The organism is Dehalococcoidales bacterium, from assembly GCA_041656115.1.
Taxonomy (GTDB): Bacteria; Chloroflexota; Dehalococcoidia; order Dehalococcoidales; family UBA5627; genus UBA5627.
Genome location: JBBAED010000001.1, coordinates 183931 through 200873, shown reverse-complemented (window position 1 = coordinate 200873; position 16943 = coordinate 183931). Strand labels below are relative to the sequence as shown.

The 16943-nt window shown below is 45.1% G+C and carries 15 protein-coding genes; 5 read left to right on the top strand and 10 right to left on the bottom strand.

Translation table 11 applies throughout. The features are described 5' to 3' along the window. Positions 1-54 precede the first annotated feature (54 nt). The 5 genes from folE to WC958_00925 form a co-directional block, all read right to left on the bottom strand. Positions 55-621, bottom strand: a complete 567-nt coding sequence (folE, locus tag WC958_00945) for a GTP cyclohydrolase I FolE (GenBank protein ID MFA5628821.1) — start codon at positions 619-621, stop codon at positions 55-57. A gap of 72 nt (positions 622-693) precedes the next feature. Beyond that, positions 694-1284 carry a flavin reductase family protein gene (locus WC958_00940; GenBank protein ID MFA5628820.1) on the bottom strand — a complete coding sequence of 197 codons (591 nt, stop codon included), beginning with the start codon at positions 1282-1284 and terminating at the stop codon, positions 694-696. Between the two features lie 140 nt (positions 1285-1424). Then, positions 1425-2477, bottom strand: a complete 1053-nt coding sequence (gene thrC / locus WC958_00935) for a threonine synthase (GenBank protein ID MFA5628819.1) — start codon at positions 2475-2477, stop codon at positions 1425-1427. A gap of 1 nt (position 2478) precedes the next feature. Continuing rightward, the gene (locus WC958_00930; GenBank protein MFA5628818.1) at positions 2479-3780 is read right to left on the bottom strand and encodes a homoserine dehydrogenase; all 1302 of its coding nucleotides are present in this window, start codon (positions 3778-3780) and stop codon (positions 2479-2481) included. 41 nt (positions 3781-3821) lie between these two features. Continuing rightward, positions 3822-5081 carry a peptidylprolyl isomerase gene (locus tag WC958_00925; protein MFA5628817.1) on the bottom strand — a complete coding sequence of 420 codons (1260 nt, stop codon included), beginning with the start codon at positions 5079-5081 and terminating at the stop codon, positions 3822-3824. A gap of 201 nt (positions 5082-5282) precedes the next feature. Here WC958_00925 and WC958_00920 point away from each other — a divergent pair, with 201 nt between their 5' ends. The 3 genes from WC958_00920 (at position 5283) to prmC (ending at position 8382) form a co-directional block, all read left to right on the top strand. Then, the gene (locus tag WC958_00920) at positions 5283-6386 is read left to right on the top strand and encodes an NDP-sugar synthase (protein MFA5628816.1); all 1104 of its coding nucleotides are present in this window, start codon (positions 5283-5285) and stop codon (positions 6384-6386) included. 98 nt (positions 6387-6484) lie between these two features. After that, complete coding sequence (gene prfA / locus WC958_00915; protein ID MFA5628815.1) at positions 6485-7555, top strand: peptide chain release factor 1; 1071 nt, start codon at positions 6485-6487, stop codon at positions 7553-7555. Next, positions 7552-8382: a peptide chain release factor N(5)-glutamine methyltransferase gene (gene prmC / locus WC958_00910; protein ID MFA5628814.1), complete on the top strand. Its 831-nt coding sequence runs from the start codon at positions 7552-7554 to the stop codon at positions 8380-8382. Before prfA ends, prmC begins: the two co-directional genes overlap by 4 nt. A gap of 751 nt (positions 8383-9133) precedes the next feature. Here the strand turns inward: prmC and fusA are convergent. The 5 genes from fusA to xerD form a co-directional block, all read right to left on the bottom strand. Beyond that, complete coding sequence (fusA, locus tag WC958_00905) at positions 9134-11212, bottom strand: elongation factor G (protein MFA5628813.1); 2079 nt, start codon at positions 11210-11212, stop codon at positions 9134-9136. 76 nt (positions 11213-11288) lie between these two features. Continuing rightward, positions 11289-11909: a stage II sporulation protein M gene (locus tag WC958_00900; protein MFA5628812.1), complete on the bottom strand. Its 621-nt coding sequence runs from the start codon at positions 11907-11909 to the stop codon at positions 11289-11291. After that, positions 11899-12537 carry a protein-L-isoaspartate(D-aspartate) O-methyltransferase gene (locus tag WC958_00895; GenBank protein ID MFA5628811.1) on the bottom strand — a complete coding sequence of 213 codons (639 nt, stop codon included), beginning with the start codon at positions 12535-12537 and terminating at the stop codon, positions 11899-11901. The genes WC958_00900 and WC958_00895 overlap by 11 nt, the downstream gene beginning before the upstream one ends. A gap of 24 nt (positions 12538-12561) precedes the next feature. Continuing rightward, complete coding sequence (locus tag WC958_00890) at positions 12562-12858, bottom strand: hypothetical protein (protein MFA5628810.1); 297 nt, start codon at positions 12856-12858, stop codon at positions 12562-12564. Positions 12859-12890: 32 nt separating this feature from the next. After that, positions 12891-13799: a site-specific tyrosine recombinase XerD gene (xerD, locus tag WC958_00885; GenBank protein MFA5628809.1), complete on the bottom strand. Its 909-nt coding sequence runs from the start codon at positions 13797-13799 to the stop codon at positions 12891-12893. A gap of 176 nt (positions 13800-13975) precedes the next feature. Here xerD and WC958_00880 point away from each other — a divergent pair, with 176 nt between their 5' ends. Then, positions 13976-14812 carry a hypothetical protein gene (locus WC958_00880; GenBank protein MFA5628808.1) on the top strand — a complete coding sequence of 279 codons (837 nt, stop codon included), beginning with the start codon at positions 13976-13978 and terminating at the stop codon, positions 14810-14812. A gap of 113 nt (positions 14813-14925) precedes the next feature. After that, the gene (gene uvrC, locus WC958_00875; protein MFA5628807.1) at positions 14926-16755 is read left to right on the top strand and encodes an excinuclease ABC subunit UvrC; all 1830 of its coding nucleotides are present in this window, start codon (positions 14926-14928) and stop codon (positions 16753-16755) included. Positions 16756-16943: the final 188 nt, after the last annotated feature.

Below are 16943 nucleotides of genomic sequence, written 5' to 3'. Positions count from 1 at the left end.
TGCCGGACGCAACTTTCCGTTCAGAAAAGCAAGATTACAATTTCGACGGCTTTATTATCTGTTTTGAATCAACGAGAAAAATTCGGCGCGGCTATCGGCACGGCTGCGGAAAATACCCCTCAGAGCCGATGCCAAAACGCTGGCACCCGGTTTTTTGATGCCGCGCATTGTCATACACATATGCTCGGCCTGAATTACAACACCGACCCCGTCGGGGTTTAGACCTTTTACAATCGTATCGGCAATATCGGTTGCCATTCGTTCCTGAATTTGCGGGCGTTTGGCAATAATTTCCACGACCCTTGCCAGTTTACTGATGCCGACCACCCTTCCCTCTTTATTGGGGATATAGCCGACATGCACCACGCCGAAAAACGGCAACAAATGGTGTTCGCACATTGAATAAAAAGGGATATCTTTGAGGATTACCATCTCATGATGCCCAAGCTCGTAATCGACCTTCAGTTCTTCAACCGGATCCATATTCATCCCGACAAAAAGTTCGGCATACATCTCCGCAAAACGGCGCGGGGTTTCCAATAAGCCCTCGCGGTTGGGGTCCTCGCCAATGGCGATAATAATATCTTTAACACAACTTTTTATTTTTTCTTCGTTAAACACCGGATTTTCCTTTTTATTTAGTTTTTACGGAATATTAAAGCTTATCACCATCAAGATAATTCGGCAATAGTTTTAGATTTTTAAATCCTCGGCACATTCTTCACGCTTCAATATCCGCACTTTGGGGCTTTCGATATCAAGGTATTGTTCATTCCCCAGATAAAGGACAGGCTTTACCTTTTGAATATCAATTGTATCCCTGTCTTTACTAAAGCATTCTTCACGCATATGAGTAGCCACCACTTCGCCGATAACCATACTTTGTTCGTTATACAATTTCTCTTCGATAACCTTGCACTCAAAGGAAACATAGGCGTCCGCAAGGACAGGAGCGGATGTTACGGCGGATTTTCCTTTTTTAATCGCAAACGTTGCAAATTTATCGCAGCTTTCGCCTTTAGTGCCGCCGATTGCGGCAACCAGTTCGGCATGGGTATCGGGGAGGAGGTTAACGGCAAATTCACCGCTTTCCTTAATAAGCTTGTAAGTAAAATGGCGCGTACCTGTAACAAAGGCAATCAGGGGAGGCTTTTTGGACATCGGCATATGCCAGCAAACAGTCATCGCATTTTCTTTAGCGCCGCTTTTAGCCGTAATCACCACGGCAACACGCGGATAATGCTGAAAGAAACCGCCGGGGCTGTCAATTATTTCTTTTGTCATTTAATCCTCCGATTTTAATTGAATTTAAGGGAACAGACGCAGACATATTTACGCTCTAAGCGTTATTAATTTAAAAGCAAGAAAATAGCGAGGGGGATGGTATTAACCCACCCGCCCCGATATCTGATTAAGACAGTAAACTAAAAACCGAGGGCTTTTTCAATTGCCCCAAGGTCGGTCGGAAGTTGTAAGAAAGAGCCGGAATCTTTAATCGCGGTATCGGTATCTTTAAGCCCGTTACCGGTTACGACGCAAACGATTTTTTTGCCGGAAAAATCAACACCGCTGCGAGCCATCTTTAAAAGACCGGCATAAGGCGCCGATGAAGCAGGTTCGCCAAAAACACCTTCGCGTGACGCCATAATTTTCTGTGCCGCCATTATTTCATCGTCGCTAACCATATCAATCAGGCCGCCGGATTCATCTCGCGCCCGTGTTGCCTTTTCCCAGCTGGCAGGGTTACCGATACGAATGGCGGTTGCCACCGTTTCCGGCTTTTCAATCGGATAACCGTGAACAATGGGAGCCGCTCCCTCCGCTTGAAAACCCATCATTTGAGGCTTTTTGGTTGCCTTTTGCAGATTGTAATATTCCGTAAATCCCTTCCAGTAAGCGGTAATATTACCGGCATTACCGACCGGGATAAAGAGGTAATCGGGGGCTTCTCCCAGTTCGTCTATAATTTCAAAGGCAGCCGTTTTTTGCCCCTCAATGCGGTTTGGGTTAACCGAGTTAACCAGCGCAATCGGATGTTTTTCGGTTATGGTCCGCACGATTTGCAGCGCTTGATCAAAATTACCGCTGATAGCAATAATTTGTGCGCCGTGAATAATCGCCTGCGCCAGCTTGCCTTTGGCAATTTTACCTTCCGGAATAATAATGACACATTTTAATCCCATCGCCGTGGCATACGCCGCCGCCGAAGCGCTGGTATTACCGGTTGAGGCACAGATAACCGCCTTGCTGCCGTCCTCAATGGCTTTGGCCATTGCCATCACCATTCCCCTGTCTTTAAACGAACCGGTCGGATTGCAACCTTCCAGCTTGAAATACAATTCATCGCAACCGATTTCTTTATAGAGATTTTTGGATTTTACCAAAGGGGTCGAGCCCTCACCGATTGAAAACAGCGGGGTATCGTGTGTTATCGGCAAATAATCTTTATATCTGAATAATACACCTGCTCTTGACATCTTATTCCTCAACACGTATGAAATTATTGATTTCTTTAACCGCCGTTAGATCATTTAATTGATTAAGTGCGGTTCGCATCGCCTCTTCCGATGCCGGATGGGTCATTATTACAATTTCAGCCGATTTTTCTTCAATGTTATCTTCTTTTTGCAATGCAGCCGAAATACTGATTCCGTAATCCCCAAAAACCCCGGCAATACTTGCCAGTGCCCCGGGCTGATCGTTTATCGCCATCCTGATATAATACCTGTTTATAATTTCGGACATCGGTTTTACTTGCTTACCGGATTTAATTTTCCAGTAGTTATAAGAAGTATCACCGTTATCGATTTTCTTTGCCGTTTGAATTACATTAGCGACAACTGCGCTTGAGGTCGGGCTGGCACCGGCGCCCTCACCCCAGAACGTAACCTTACCAACCAAATCACCCTCAACCAAAACGGCGTTATAGACCCCGTCCACCTTCGCCAAAAAGCTTTCGGCGGGAACAAAGGCCGGATAGACATGGACCTCCACGAAACCGCTGTCTTGCTTGGCGATTGCCAAAAGTTTAATGGCGTAACCCAGCTCGCTGGCATAGCGGAAATCTCGACTCTCCAGTTTTGAAATACCCTCACAGAAAATATCTTCGGGGTTAACCTTAACTTCCATAGTAAGGGCTGCCATAATCGCCAGTTTATAAGCGGCATCTTTGCCTTCGATATCATTGGTTGGATTGGCTTCGGCATATCCCAGCCTTTGCGCTTCGGCCAAGGCCTCGGGAAAATCGATATCTTCGGTCGTCATCCGAGTAATTATGTAGTTTGTTGTGCCGTTAATAATGGCATAAATGCCTTCGATATTATTGGCTATTAAATCCTTTTGCAACGGACCGATAAGGGGGATACCCCCGCCCACCGCCGCCTCGTAGCTAATGCTGACATTATTCAGCTTCGCAAGTTCCATTAGCTCAAAGCCGTGCTTGGCAATCAGCTCTTTGTTGGCGGTAACGACATGTTTCCCCGATTTAATAGCCCGCTCGTGATACAAAAGCGCCGGATTAACACCGCCTATAAGTTCGATAACAATATCCATATCTGGGGTGTTATAGAATTCGTCTTCATCGGTAGTAAATAACTCAGCCGGCATTGCTTTTGCTTTCGGTTTTGCCAAATCGGCTTCAATCACCTTTATTTTGCGTAAAACAACCGGACAACCCGCCTGTTCCGAGTTCCTTTGTTCCCTATCCAACAATACGCGGGCAACCTGACTGCCGATAACTCCAAAACCCAAGAGCCCCACACCAATAGCTTTCTGTTCCATAACTTATACCACCTAATATCTTTTAATATACCGACCGATAACTATCGTAAAATGTTAGCAGCCGCAAATTTTTTCATATCTTCAATGTTTTCGGCAAGCACCGCGCTATCTTCGTCAAAACCGTCTATCCAATCTTCAAGGGCATTCCCGATTAACATCTTCATATTGGTTTCCGATATGTCACGGACGGCCTTTTCGGTTACTTTGTAGATCCAATAACCGCCCTTGGTGTTTCTTTCAACATCTTGAATTACTTCGCTTATGACATTAAGTTCGGTTTCGGAATTAAAAACAAAGCCGTCAAATGCTGCGGTATTATCTTCTTTCTCAACTTCCAAAACACAACCGCTTTCTTCGCTCCATATCAACGAATATTCTTCGGCTAAAGCGTCAAAATCACCGCCGTTATTTAAGAGGGATAAAACCTCATCGGCCTTTTCTTTGCTCCCAAGCAGGATTGCTTTTACTTTGGCAACCTCGGTTTCTTCCGCGGAATCTTCGTCTGTCTTGGTAGATCGTTCGGTAACTTGTAATATCCAATAACCCACGGGTTTATTTTTGTTCGTATCTTCAACGGTATTTAACTCCCCGATTGCGGCGCCGAAAATAAGCTCATCGGTTAGCGCAGAGGCGCCTAAAATATTAGCGATAACACCTTTAGGTAACCAACTAAGCACCCCGTCGGCTTTTTGAGTGGCGGAATCCAATGAGAGTTCTTTGGCAATATCTTCGAATGATTCACCGCCGGCAAGGCGTGCTTTTACCGCCTCAACCTGTGCCTGGCTTTCAAGGAACATCGCCAGCAGATTACTTTGCTCGGCGGACGGATTTATTTGTGCGCCGAAATGATCTTCCAACAAGGGAATAAGTAAACCCGCTCGAACCATATCCTTTGCGGCCGGGGTATTATTGTATTTATTTTTCTTAATCTCGGCATTAACTTCTTTATCGGAAACAGTTATCCCCAAATCCGCGGCGCCCTGCTTTAAGAGCTCATAATATTCAATATACTGCAAAGCGGTATCGGTAAAGTACTGGGCAAATTGGATATATTCCCCCGATATGTACCTCAGCATTTCGATATAATATTGCATATCGAATTTTGTACCGTTTACCTCGATAACGGTTTCGTGCATCGGTTTATAATCGTCTTGGTACCATTTACCGACCCCTACTCCGACCAACCCCACCACAACCGCAATTATCGAAAAAACGACAAACTTGAGTATATCGTTAAGATTCTTTCTCTTTTTTTCGCGGACAACATGTGTCATCTTCTTTTTTGGCGGTGTTTTATTCAATGCTATTTAATCTCCCCGTTATTTTCATAATATAAACTTAAAATTGCACCGTTAGTATGTTAACCGGCAATGTTGTAATTATAAGCCTTAAAGCCGACACAGTGCAATTTAAATTCTTTTAAAACTATGCCTGATATTATATACTATGTATCATAGAGCGACGATGAAATTGTTTATCTTTGTCAAGGAGGGCAACGGATTATGAAAGCAGTAATTTTAAGCGGTGGTTTCGGTACCAGGTTAAGACCGTTAACGGTCAACACCCCCAAATCAATGGTTCCGGTTTTAAATACCCCTTTTCTCGACTATTTTATTAAACGCTTAAAAGCGCAAAAAGTTACCGATATTGCCCTTGCCGTCAGTTATTTGGCGGAACCCATTCAAGATTACTTTGGTGACGGCAGTAAATTCGGCGTTAATCTTACATACACCGTTGAGAAAAACCCCTTGGGAACCGCCGGTGCCGTAAAGAATGCCGGTGGATTTATTGATGAGCCGACCTTGGTTTTTAACGGCGACGTTTTTACGGATATTGATTTAGCCGCAATGATTGAGCATCACAATAAAAATAAGGCTGTGCTTACAATTGCCCTAACCCCTGTTGAAGACCCAACCAGCTACGGATTGGTGGAAACCGATCAGGAAAACAAGATTACCCGTTTTTTGGAAAAACCCAGCGCCGACGAAATTACCACCAATATGATTAACGCCGGCACCTATATTATTGAACCCGAAGTTATGTCGCTTATCCCTGAGGAAACAAATTGCAGCTTCGAAAGGGATATCTTCCCGATGCTTTTACGAAAAAAGAAGAATGTCTTTGCTTTCCCGACCGATTGCTACTGGATGGATTTGGGAAGGCCCGAGAATTATTTCCAGTTGCATTACGATTTGCTTGACGGCAAAAGCAACCAGTACAGTTTCAATAACAACAAAAGGAAAGTCGCCGCCGGCTCAAATTGCAAAATCCACCAATCGGCGCGCATTATCGGACCGGCTGTCATCGGAGAAAACTGCATTATCGGTGAAGATGTTCAAATAAAAGGACCGGTTGTAATCGGCCCCAACTGCCAGATTTCAAACTCCTCGGTTGTTGACGATTGCATTATTTGGGAATCGGTGCATGTCGAACCCTTTGCAAGAATCAAACATACGATTGTTGCCGATAAGAGCCATATCGGCTCCGGAAGCACTATCGAGGGAGCGGTACTCGGAAGCAATACAATTATCGGATACGGTCAACACGTTAAACCCGGAAAACTTGTATCTCCGAATAGCATTATCAGCTTCAATAACTCGTTGTAGCGACTCAATATAACCCTTTCGTAAACGCAATGCCGCACATGGCATTGCGTTTATTTATGTTATAATATTTTGGAATAAATCAGAGGAAAAACAAATAAATGCTAGAACGACTTGCTAAAATAGAGCAGCAATATAACGAACTTGAAGTTGAGATGACAAGCGAAGAGGCTTTGTCCAACCCTAAAAAAATGTTGGAACTGGCACAAGAAAGGTCCAAACTGGAAGACCTGGTAACTCTTTTCCGCAAGTACCGACACTCCGTAAAGGCATTGGAAGAAACCAAAGCAATGCTTAAAGATGACCTCGACGATGAAATGCTTGCCATGGTCAAGCAGGAAATTGACGGGCTTGAATCCGATGTTGAAAATCAATATCAGGATTTAAAAATATCCCTCCTGCCCAAGGACCCCAACGACGACAAAGACATTATTATGGAAATCAGGGCGGGGACCGGAGGGGAAGAGGCCGGTCTTTTTGCCGCCGACTTATTCCGTATGTATACCCGCTATGCCCAAATTAAAGGATGGGCGACCGATATTATTAATATTAACGAAATCGGATCCGGCGGAATTCGTGAAGTTATCTTTGAAATCCGCGGCAGAGGGGCTTTTAGCCGCTTAAAATACGAAAGAGGCGTCCATCGCGTACAAAGAGTCCCCACAACCGAGGCTTCGGGACGTATTCACACATCTACCGCAACAGTAGCGGTATTACCGGTTGCCGATGAAGTGGAGATTGATATTAACCAAAACGAGCTGAGGATTGATATCTTCCACAGCGGAGGCGCGGGCGGTCAAAATGTTAATAAAGTCGCCACTGCCGTGCGCATTACCCATATTCCGACCGGTATTGTGGTTACATGCCAAGACGAACGTTCACAGCTAAAAAACAAAACCAAGGCGATGTCCGTATTAAGGGCGAGGCTTTTGGATATCGAACAGAGCAAACAAGAAGGGAATATTGTTGAAGAAAGGCGCTCTCAGGTCGGAACCGCCGAGCGCGTTGAAAAAATCCGCACTTATAACTTCCCGCAAGACAGAATTACCGACCACCGCGGGGGAATCACCTTGCGTAACCTGCCGCATTTTATGGAAGGCAATATCGATGATCTGCTTGATTCATTAGCAACAGACGAGCAAACAAAACTGTTGGAATCGCATACAGAATGATTGTAAGGGAATGCCTTCAACAGGGCGCTGCCAAGCTGTCGGAGCAGAAAGTTGAAGACGCCGCGCTTGAAAGTGAAATCCTATTAAGGCATGTATTAGGTTTTGACAGGGTTCGGCTCTATCAAAACCCCGAGCAGGAGTTGTTGCCGCCGGAATTAAACTTGTTTTGGGATTTAATTAACCGCCGGATTAGCGGCGAACCCAGCGCATACATTATCGATAACAAAGAATTTTACGGTCTTGATTTTTATGTTCAAAAAGGGGTTTTAATCCCCAGGCCGGAAACCGAGCACTTGGTTGATAAGGCACTGGAGCTCAGTAAAAGATACCCAAACCCTGTTATTGCCGATATCGGAACCGGAAGCGGAGCGATTGCGGTTAGCTTAGCAAGCAAAATAGCGCAGGCAAAAATCTACGCAATCGATATTTCTTTGGATGCTTTAATGGTTGCCGATATCAACTGCCATAAACATAACGTTAACAAAAAGGTAGCGCTTTTAAACGGTAACCTGCTCGAACCTCTGCCTGAAAAAGCCGATATTATTGCCGCGAACCTGCCTTATGTCCGCACGGAAGATGTGCCTGCGGTCCGCTCTGAACCTGAGTTGGCATTGGACGGCGGTGAAGACGGGCTGGATGTAATCCGGCTTTTATGCGGGCAAGTTGAAGAAAAAATAAACGACGGCGGGCATTTGTTACTTGAAATCGGGTTGGGGCAAAGGGATGCCGTTATTGGTTTGCTTAAAGTAATTCCCTGTATTAAAAATATTGCAATTATCCCCGATTTAAGAGGGATAGACCGCATAATTCATACTGCTTTTCGGTAGGCTTCAAAAATATCCCGTTCGTTGGACCCTTCGACAGGCTCAGGGCGAACGAAAAGAAACTGTCATCCTTTTTTCCCCTTGTCATCCTGAATAAAATTAAGGATCTAAGAGGATGGGAAATATAAGCTATGAGGCGTCCTCAGAATCACGAAAGAGGAATCACCCTATTGTATAAGGAGTAACCGAACGGTGCTCTATCCGCCAACTCCCAGATTCTTCGGCAAGCTCAGAATGACAAGTTAATAAACGTCTTTGCGAGGAGCGAGCCTTGGCGAGTGACGTGGCAATCTCTTCCTTGTCATCCTGAACACAGTGAAGGATCTAAGAGAACGGGGAATATAGGCTGTGAGGTGAACTCGGAATCACGAAAAAGAAATCGCCCTACTGTATAAGGAGTAACCGAACAGCACACTATCCGCCAACCCCTAGATTCTTCGGCAAGCTCAGAATGACAAGTTAATAAACGTCTTTGCGAGGAGCGAGCCTTGGCGAGTGACGCGGCAATCTCCAAGGGATTAATCTATATGAGATTGCTTCGCTACGCTCGCAAAGACAATGGTTTAGCCGTTCGTGGTGAGCTTGTCGAACCATAACGGCGGCTAAATAGTAATTCTCGTTTCTTCTCGTTCGTCGAACCCTTCGACAGGCTCAGGGCGAACGAAAAGAAACTGTCATCCTAAGTAAATCAAAAAGAAAACCGGCAGAATATTACTACCCTGCCGGCATTCTTAAACGTTTTTTTACTTAAAGGCTAGGCCTTTCCTTCCGCCAATTTCTGTTTTTCAGCCTCAGCCTCTTCAATCACTTTTTGAGCGACATGGGCAGGAACTTCTTCGTAATGGTCAAAATCGTAACTAAAGGTGCCTCTGCCCTGCGTCATTGATTTCAAATCGATTGCGTAGCGCAAAATCTCCGCCAAAGGAACCTGAGCATCAACCACGTTAAAATCACCGTCGGGGTTCATGCCCTGTACCCTTGCGCGTTTGGTGTTAAGGTCACCGATAATATCACCCGTGTTATCGCCGGGGATAGTTATTTTTAAGTTTACAATCGGCTCAAGTAAAATCGGATTACCCTCGGCCATTGCCCTCTTAAAAGCCCCCGAACCGGCAATCTTAAAGCAGATTTCCGAAGAATCAACCGGGTGGAAACTACCGTCCATTACCAAGGTTCTAACATTTACTATCGAATACCCCGCTAAAACACCCTCTTTAAGGGCATCTTGTACGCCTTTTTCAACCGCCGGTATGTAGTTTTTGGGGATAGTACCGCCGACTACCTTGTTTTCAAATTCATTCTCGCCGCCCTCGTGAATCGGCTCTAATTCAAGTATCACATGACCGTACTGACCGTGTCCGCCGGTTTGTTTTTTATGCTTATATTCGCCCTTAGCCGCTTTAGTAATTGTTTCTTTATAAGGGACTTTGGGGGTTTTCAAATCAACACCGACATTGAACTTGCGCATCATTTTCTCGGCGGCAACCTCAAGTTGAGTTTCACCGAGCCCGGCCATAATGGTTTCACCGGTATCGGGGTCGCGATAGACCCTCAGTGTCGGGTCTTCTTCGGTTAATCTGGTTAAAGACGGACCCATTTTATCAACATCGGCCTTGGTTTTAGGTAACACCGCAACCGTAAAAAGTGTTTTGGGATATGAGGCCGGAACGATTTTAACTTGTTTCTCTTGCATGCAAAGGGTATCGCCGGTTGCTGTTATCGTAAGCTTGGCAACCGCACCCATATCACCGGCGCCTATTTTGGCTACCGGTTCCTGTGTTTTGCCCCTTACCAAGAAGAGCTGGCCGATTCTTTCAATACTGGCCTGATTGGCGTTCCAAACCTGCGAGTTGCTTTCAAGCTCTCCCGAAAAGACCTTGAAATAGGTTAGTTTGCCAACGTAAGGATCCGCGCTGGTCTTAAATACCAACGCCCCCAAAGGGCCGTCGGCAGCGATTTTGATATCTTGAACAGCTGAATCTTCCGTGGTTTTAATCTCCGCACCGTTTGGCGACGGCAGATATTCATCGATTACGTTCATTAGGCGATTTACCGCAACATTTTGCAGGGCCGAACCGGCTAAAATCGGGAATAATTGCCCCGATTCGATTGCTTTTTTAAGCGTATCCAACAGTTCAACTTCGCTTAATTCCTCGCCGTTTAAGTATTTTTCCATCAAACTGTCGTCGGTTTCGGCGATAGACTCTACCATCTTCTCGCGCAAAGCATCGGCTTGGGCCTTAACTTCCGCCGGAATATCGGTTTCTTCGCCCTTTTCTCCGGGGTAATATTTCATTGCAATCAGGCTAACAACGCCTTCGAAATCGGTGTGTGCTCCAACCGGCATCTGTACGGGGGTACATTTGGTACCGAATTTGGATTGAATCTCGCCGGTTATTTTATCGAAATTGGCATTTTCACGATCCATTTTATTGATGTAAAAAATTCTTGCCAAATTATTCTTTTCGCAATAAGACCAAGCCTTTTCCAACCCGACTTCAATCCCCGAAGAGGCCGAAGCAACAATAACCGCCCCCTCACAAACACGAACGGCAGCCTCAACTTCTCCTGCAAAATCGGAGAAACCCGGCGTATCCAAAATATTGATTTTATGGCTGTTCCACTCGTAGGGCAATATCGTTGTGCTGATACTTATTCTGCGTTTTATTTCGTCTTGTTCAAAGTCCGAAGCGGTAGTGCCGGCGTCAACCTTCCCCAGGCGGTTTATCACCCCGGCATTAAATAACATTGCCTCTGCCAGCGTTGTCTTCCCGGCCCCGCTGTGCGACAGCAAAACTACATTACGAATATTTTCCGGTTGATACTGTTTCATCTTTCCACCTGCTCTCCTTTTTTATTTCCAAGAATATTTTTATGCCTTTAACCGGCAATCCTTGCTAAACAGATATTTATATAAACAGATTCAATATTGACGGAGTAATAAACGCTTCAACTACGGCTGCAATTACCAATAACCCGGCGGCAACACCAAGATATTTGACGTTTTCGCGGAAATTAGGGAGCAGCTTGGCCCTTTTTTCAGAACTGAATATCGATGCAATCGCCATACAACCAAAACTTAATGCGGCGGCTTGACCGATAATAAGCGCGGGAATCTCAAAAATCCCGTGCGGAATTATTCCCATCATAAAAAAACCGAATGAGTATTGTTCAACTATCAAATGGCCGACACCCGATATCAGCCAGCCGTTTAATATCAATGAAACCAAGGGGAAAATGCAAAGCAAAGAGCTGAGGATAAAAGACATGACCACTTTAAAAATGTTGTTGACCACAAAAAAGATGAACAACCCGAGCGGGGAGAGAACTGCGACATCATCGGCAATTTCCGTAAGGTTTTCCAAACTTGAGAATAAATCAACGCCCGGGGTAAAAACACCGACAACTAATCCCAAAGTAAAAAGTAATGAGGAGATGATAATCCATTTTTTGATACCCAAATCCGGGAAATTGTGCCAAAACGGCACCGGCGTCACGCCTGTTTCGAAAAATTCACTGTTATTCTTCATCCCAGGCATCTTCCCCGATAAGAGACACAAAACGGCAACCACCCAAATCCCGGATTTCGTTTTTATCTTTATGTTTAGTTACTTTGTATAAGTTTTGTTCGTAACGAGAACCCACCGGTATTACCATCCTTCCCCCAATTGCCAATTGATCCAGGAGTTTTTCCGGAATAAACGGAGCGGCGGCGGTAACGATTATCGCATCATACGGCGCTCCGGCCTGCCAGCCAATATTCGGTTCGGCTATCTGAACATCAATATTCTTATATCCAAGTACACTCAGCCTTTCCCGGGCTGATACGGCAAATTCCGGAATGCGTTCCACACTAACCACAAATTCCGCCAATTCGGCTAAAATCGCGGTTTGATATCCGCTGCCTGTCCCCAGTTCCAGAACTTTTTCCTTACCGATAAGCCCCAAGGCTTCGGTCATCAGGGCCACAATATAAGGTTGTGAAATCGTTTGCCCTCTGCCAATAGATAGAGGCCTGTCTTCGTAAGCCAGATGTTTTACTTCCTGTGGGATAAAAAGCTCCCGCGGAACACGCAACATTGCCTCTAAGACTTGCGCATCCTTAATATGACGTTTTAAATCATCAACCAGCGCATTTCCGGCTGCCTCATAATCCATAACGGGCAAAAACCAACCATCAAATTATTTTAACACAAAAGATAAAACTACCAATAACAGAATCATTGCTACCGCAAAAATAACAATGCGTTTCATCTCGCGCAGTAAACTGATTTTACCGATGCTGACGGGGGCTTTGGCGGGGCTCTCTTTAACAACGGGAGCTTCAACCGCCTTTAAATCAACATCGCCAGCCGTTTTTTTATCTTCATCGGCAATAGGGGCGATAACTTCCGAATCTGCCGCGGGGCGTTCTTCACGTTTCCCCACCTTAGCTTGATATGCGTACTTCCCTTTGCCGCGTTTTTGTTTTGCAGACATCACAGACCTCTTTAGACGGATTTAATTTAAGGTTACTTAGCCCTCGGATGGGCTTTTTCATAGGTTTTTCGGACATACTCCGAGGTTAAATGGGTATAAATCTGAGTAGTAGAGATATTGGCATGCCCCAATAATTCCTGAACCGACCGCAGGTCCGCGCCGCCGCTTAGCATATGGGTGGCAAAGCTATGCCTTAAAGTGTGCGGGGTAACTTGTTTATCCAGCCCCGCATCTTTGGCGTAATTTTTCAATATCTGCCACAAACCCTGCCTTGTTAAACGTTCCCCTCTTTGGTTTAAGAACAAGGCCCTCTCTGTATCTCTGTGTGCCCATATCGGACGCACATCCTTAATATACTCATCAATAACTTTCGCCGCTTGGGGATAAATCGGAATCATTCTCTCTTTGCTTCCCTTGCCAAAACAGCGCACAAAATTATTCTCGATATCAATATCGCCGAGATTTAAAGAAATCAGTTCGGTAACCCTCATCCCGCTGGCGTAAAGAAGTTCAAGCATCGCACGGTCACGCTTGGCATCGGGGGTAGCGAGCTTAGCCGGCTGTTCGATTAAATTGCGTACCTGGCTTATCGAAAGCGCTTCGGGGAGCGGTTTACCCACTTTCGGTGAGCTTACGTTATCCGTCGGATTTTCCTTTAATTTGCCTTCAGACAACATAAACCCGAAAAAGGACTTGGCCACCGCAATTTTGCGGGCAGTAGTTGTTACCGCGTACTTTCTTTCTTTAAGGCTTAACACATAACTTAGCATACTCTGCCTGTTAAAACCCTCCCACGATGGGATTACGTCTTTACCGGCACTTTCCCTTTCGGCAAAATCCAAAAGCTGCAGCAGGTCATTACGGTATGCTTCAACAGTATTAACCGAAAAGCCTTTTTCTACAGTAAGGTAATTTAAAAAGCTATCAAGATCTTCTCTCACAATGCCTCCTCACTGTTTAAGTTTCCCCCTATTTTAACATAACCTTCAAAAATAATTAAGTAGCAAAAATCGTTTGTAAATTATTTTTAAGCGTAAAGGCGTTTTTAATTTTCAAAAATTGAATCTATAATATTATTAAAAGGGATTTAATTTATTACGACGGAGTTAAAATAGTTTTGGAAAAAGAAGAAAATAAAAACAATCAACCGGAAAATATTGCTGACGAAGAGCCCTCTTTTAAGGGGGCCAAAATTTTAACCAAGCCTTTACCGCAAATATTGGATGAAATGGATGCCAACATCGAAGCGGCAGCGGAAGCCGCGCGCAGAGCGGAAGCGGCCGCCAGGACATCGAACGCCGCGGCAGTTTCGGCAACCGAGGCCTCAAACGAAGCCAGTAAAAGGGCGGAAGAGGCCAAACAGGCCGGCCGGGAAGCGGCGGCACAAGCAACAAAAGCGGCAACCGATGCGGCCGCCAAGGCCGAGTTAATCGCCGGCGGGGCAATCAGCGCCTCCGAACAAGCCGCCCAAAAAGCCGAGGAAGCCGACCGGGCGGTCAAGGATGCGATTGAAACCTTTAAAGCGATGTCCGACGAAGCAATTGCAAAGGCCGAGGAAAAGCGCCGTGCCAGCGAGCTGGCAGCCGATAAGGCAACCGAAGCGGGGGCTAACGCCGTAAATCAGGCCGAAATTATTGCCGCCGGTGCGATTGCCGCCGCCCAAAATGCTTCGGAAAGAGCCGATGAAGCGGAAAATGCCGCCAGAGAAGCAATCCAAACCTTTAAACAGCTTTCCGACGAAGCAACACGAAAAACCGAAGAACTGCGTCAAGCCGGTGAGGCGGCAGCCAATAAAGCCGCAAAAGCCGCCGCGGAAATTGCGAATCTTGCCGTCTTCTCGGTTAATTCAATTATTGCCGCCGCCGATACGCTTTCGGTCCTGTCCGAGCAGTTATTAAATAAGGCGAGAGAAACGGCAACGCACATTGACGCTTTAAACAATATCGATAAGTAACTACAGTTTGTTGGAAACCGCGGGGCGCTCCGGTTTTAAGTAATCGGAGCACCCTTTTTACTTGCTCTCAAATTAGCCTGTGATACAATATTACTAAGAGGTTAAAACAGATATTGGGTAATAACACTTTAGCCGAAAAAATGGAGCGCCTGCCCGAAAACCCCGGCGTTTACATTATGCGTAACAGCGAAGGCACGATTATTTATGTCGGTAAGGCAATCAATTTAAAGAATCGTGTCAGGTCTTATTTTGCCGAGTCAACGGAACAGAGCTTTAAAATTACGCATATGGTTCCGCGTATTGATGACATCGAATATTTTATAACGGCCTCCGAGGAGGAGGCCTTAATCCTTGAACTTAACCTAATCAAAAGGCATAAGCCCTTTTATAATATCAGGCTTAAAGACGATAAAACCTTCCCCTATTTAAAAATATCAACCAATGAGGAATACGCCAGGGTTCAAATTACCCGCAGGCTGGAAGAAGACGGCGCCCGTTATTTCGGCCCGTTTGCAAGCGCCTATTCAATCAGGCAAACATTAAAAACCATTAAAGAGATTTTCCCTTTCCGTCCTTGCACCAAAGATTTATCCCGTAAAATTACGCGGCCCTGTTTGGAATATTACATCCATAAATGCCCGGCACCGTGCATCAGAGCCATTTCCAAAGAAGAGTATGATAAAGCCATTCAAAAATTAATCCTCTTTTTGGAAGGCAAGCAGGAAAAGGTTGTTAAAGAGCTTGAAGCGAACATGAAAGAAGCCGTTTCGAAATTGGAATACGAAAAAGCGGCAATGATTAGGGATCGCATTAAAGCCATCAAAGAGGTTATCAACTGCCAAAAACTGGCAATAACCGTTCAAGGCGAACAGGATGTAATCGCTTTCGCGCAAGAAAAAGACGCCGCATACGCACAGATATTTTTTATCCGCGGCGGTAAAATTATCGGCAGAGAGGGTTTTGCTCTTAAAGGGGTTCAATCCGAAGAACCGATACAGGTAATGACCGATTTCGTAAAGCAGTTCTATTCATCCGCCGCCTACATCCCCTCGTTAATCGTTCTGCAATACCCGATTTTGGATAAAGGTGTAATCGAAGGCTGGCTTAGTAAGAAAAAAGGCGCAAGCGTAAAAACCCAATCCCCGCTAAAGGGGAATAAAAAACAACTGATTGAAACGGTTGCTCTAAACGCCGCGCTGGGATTAAAAGAATTAATGATTAAGCAAATATCAAGCCAGAATAACCTTGGCGCCGCATTGGAAGAATTACAGCAAGTCCTTAAAACGGAGGGGTTGCCGCTGCGTATCGAAGGCTATGATATTTCCAATATACAGGGAAAAGATGCCGTCGGCAGTATGGTTGTTTTTGAAAAAGGACGCCCCAAAACAGCGCTTTACCGCCATTTTAAGATTAAAACATTAGAGCAGCCCAACGATTTTGCGATGATGCAAGAAGTAATCAGAAGACGCTTTGGCAGATTCAAAAAAACGGGAGAAGAGGCTGCGGATAATTGGAGTAAAATGCCCGACCTTGTGCTTATCGACGGCGGAAAAGGACAACTCAGCGCGGTTACCGCTGTTTTAGCGGAAATTGGGGTTGAACTTCCGGCGCTAATCGGTTTAGCGGAAGAAAACGAAGAAATATTTCTCCCCGGCATTTCAAAACCGATTATTTTAGCTAAAAACTCACCCGCATTACAGTTACTGCAGCGGGTCAGAGACGAAGCCCACCGTTTTGCAATCGGCTATCATCATCACCTGCACAAGAAAAAAACCTTTGTTTCTGCACTCGACGGCGTACCGGGAATAGGCCCCGCACGCAAGAAAGCCCTGCTTAAAGAATTCGGAACGGTAGCCGAAATTAAAACGGCGACATTCGAAGAGTTAACCTCAGTTAAAGGCATTACTCCGCTACTGGCACAAAAAATAAAAGAACTGCTTTAACCGCTATCGGTAAGCGCTCCGCAAGCCGATTACGGATAATTTGTTAAATATTGCATTAAATTTGAAGTTGGTAAGATAAGACATTTTTTAGTCATAAGATATATGCAAGTCCAATTGCCATTTAAGCAAACATTATAATCATTACCATTTTTTATCCAGTCTAATTTAGGGGGCTTATTATGGATATT

What these genes read in the sequence shown, in the direction of transcription:
- WC958_00940 (MFA5628820.1), bottom strand. Translation starts at nt 1,284, where the DNA reads ATGACAAAAGAAATAATTGACAGCCCCGGCGGTTTCTTTCAGCATTAT.
- thrC (MFA5628819.1), bottom strand. Translation starts at nt 2,477, where the DNA reads ATGTCAAGAGCAGGTGTATTATTCAGATATAAAGATTATTTGCCGATA.
- WC958_00930 (MFA5628818.1), bottom strand. Translation starts at nt 3,780, where the DNA reads ATGGAACAGAAAGCTATTGGTGTGGGGCTCTTGGGTTTTGGAGTTATC.
- WC958_00920 (MFA5628816.1), top strand. Translation starts at nt 5,283, where the DNA reads ATGAAAGCAGTAATTTTAAGCGGTGGTTTCGGTACCAGGTTAAGACCG.
- prfA (MFA5628815.1), top strand. Translation starts at nt 6,485, where the DNA reads ATGCTAGAACGACTTGCTAAAATAGAGCAGCAATATAACGAACTTGAA.
- prmC (MFA5628814.1), top strand. Translation starts at nt 7,552, where the DNA reads ATGATTGTAAGGGAATGCCTTCAACAGGGCGCTGCCAAGCTGTCGGAG.
- fusA (MFA5628813.1), bottom strand. Translation starts at nt 11,212, where the DNA reads ATGAAACAGTATCAACCGGAAAATATTCGTAATGTAGTTTTGCTGTCG.
- WC958_00900 (MFA5628812.1), bottom strand. Translation starts at nt 11,909, where the DNA reads ATGAAGAATAACAGTGAATTTTTCGAAACAGGCGTGACGCCGGTGCCG.
- WC958_00895 (MFA5628811.1), bottom strand. Translation starts at nt 12,537, where the DNA reads ATGGATTATGAGGCAGCCGGAAATGCGCTGGTTGATGATTTAAAACGT.
- WC958_00890 (MFA5628810.1), bottom strand. Translation starts at nt 12,858, where the DNA reads ATGTCTGCAAAACAAAAACGCGGCAAAGGGAAGTACGCATATCAAGCT.